This is a genomic window from Psychrobacter sp. CAM01, assembly GCF_032842965.1.
Lineage (GTDB): Bacteria > Pseudomonadota > Gammaproteobacteria > Pseudomonadales > Moraxellaceae > Psychrobacter > Psychrobacter celer.
In genome coordinates this window covers 1-1506 of the sequence record NZ_JAWJBL010000004.1, presented here as the reverse complement: position 1 = coordinate 1506, position 1506 = coordinate 1, and the positions used below count along the sequence as shown (strand labels likewise).

Below are 1506 nucleotides of genomic sequence, written 5' to 3'. Positions count from 1 at the left end.
TGATTAACGAGAACCAAGTAGTCTGCGTTGAATCCCTGACAGTGAAAAACATGATCCGCAACCCGACACTCAGCAAGGCCATTGCTGATGCAGGATGGGGCGAGTTCGTGCGCCAGTTGGCGTACAAGGCGGAATGGGCCGGGCGCTCACTGGTCGCCATTGACCAATGGTTCCCCAGCTCCAAACGCTGCTCGGGTTGCGGGCATACCTTGTCGTCGCTGCCGTTGTCGGTCAGGAAATGGGACTGCCCCGAATGTGGCGCACACCATGACCGCGACATCAACGCCGCGACCAACATTAAAGCCGTCGGGCTGGCGGTGTTAGCCCTTGGAGAGAATGTAAGCGGCATGGGGCCAGTCTCCGTGTCCGGTTCTCGGTGAATTGGGAATCCCCTTCCTTTAGGGAGGGGAGCAGTCAATGGCTTGATATCCCAGTGACTGGTGCAGATTCTGGTTACTGTAGGTGATCATCCCTTTGCAGTTCAGGGTGAAGTAAATCATTTGAGCACCCAGATCTCGCCGCATGTTATGAAAAATATTCAGCTCTGCCTCAAGCTCACTGATGCGTTTTTGCAACCTTTTACTGTTAAACATGCTTTGCCGCCATGATAGCCCTCTCATTGTAAGCCGCTATTCTATTTGAACAGAAAGTCAAAGATCTTTGTTTCTGGATCAAAAGCGTATAAAAAAGGGACAAAAAAAACCGCCCGAAGGCGGTTCTTTTGTGAACAATGTGTATCGCTTAGGCGCGAACAAAGTCCAGGTGAGCCAGCTTGGGCTTGAAGGGATGACGCTGAACGTCCTGAACCTTCACTTTTACTTCCTGACCATCGATAACCAGGGTCAGCACTTCGTTGTAGAAGGCGTCTTCCTGCTGAGCGATGATGGCCTTTTTGTGGTCCAGAGCAACCGCTACCGGCTCCTGGTTGCCGCCATAAATGATGGCAGGCACTTTGTCAGCGTGACGCAGGCGGCGGCTCGCACCTTTCCCCAGGTCAGTACGCACTTCGGCTTCAAATACAAATGACATAATCTTCTCTCTTTGAGGTTAATGACAAAGGCTGCGACCGGCCTTTGCCTTGATAAAAGCGCGCGGATGGTAACACGCGGCCCCTGTCGGGGCAAGCGGGAAGCCTGTCGCAGTCAAAAAGTAACCAAAGACGATCGCAACGCGAAGCATCAATGCGGTTGCGCTCCGCCGACACGCTTCAAGCCCATCCATGGGACGCTCGGCGCATGCCTTCCTTGGCATGCGACGGTCGGCTTCGGCAATCCCCACTGCTGCTTCGAGCAATATCGGCGTTGTCTGTTTACTAACGATCAGCACCTTAGTCTCCCAAAGAAAACAAAGGGTATCAAAGCGCCTTTGGACTGGCCCGAGAAAAGTAGACACCTTCATTTAATGAGAAGGTGTTATGAAATACAAACCCCGCCGTCGCTTTAGCGACACATTCAAACGTGAGGCCGTCGAGGCCTCGCTGTCTACCACCGAGACACAAGCTCAGTT

The 1506-nt window shown here is 52.9% G+C and carries 3 protein-coding genes; 1 reads left to right on the top strand and 2 read right to left on the bottom strand.

Annotated features, from left to right (window positions below; genetic code table 11):
• The coding region (locus R0I52_RS01655) for an RNA-guided endonuclease TnpB family protein (RefSeq protein WP_317052884.1) at window positions 1-380 on the top strand (380 nt) is incomplete at its 5' end.
• Window positions 381-741: 361 nt separating this feature from the next.
• Here R0I52_RS01655 and rplY read toward each other — a convergent pair.
• Complete coding sequence (rplY, locus tag R0I52_RS01650) at window positions 742-1029, bottom strand: 50S ribosomal protein L25 (protein ID WP_317052883.1); 288 nt, start codon at window positions 1027-1029, stop codon at window positions 742-744.
• A gap of 18 nt (window positions 1030-1047) precedes the next feature.
• On the bottom strand, window positions 1048-1326 hold the full coding sequence (locus R0I52_RS01645; protein WP_317052882.1) for a hypothetical protein: 279 nt from the start codon (window positions 1324-1326) through the stop codon (window positions 1048-1050).
• Window positions 1327-1506: the final 180 nt, after the last annotated feature.

Excerpts from the sequence above, each read along its gene's own strand:
- rplY (WP_317052883.1), bottom strand. The coding sequence starts at position 1,029 with ATGTCATTTGTATTTGAAGCCGAAGTGCGTACTGACCTGGGGAAAGGT.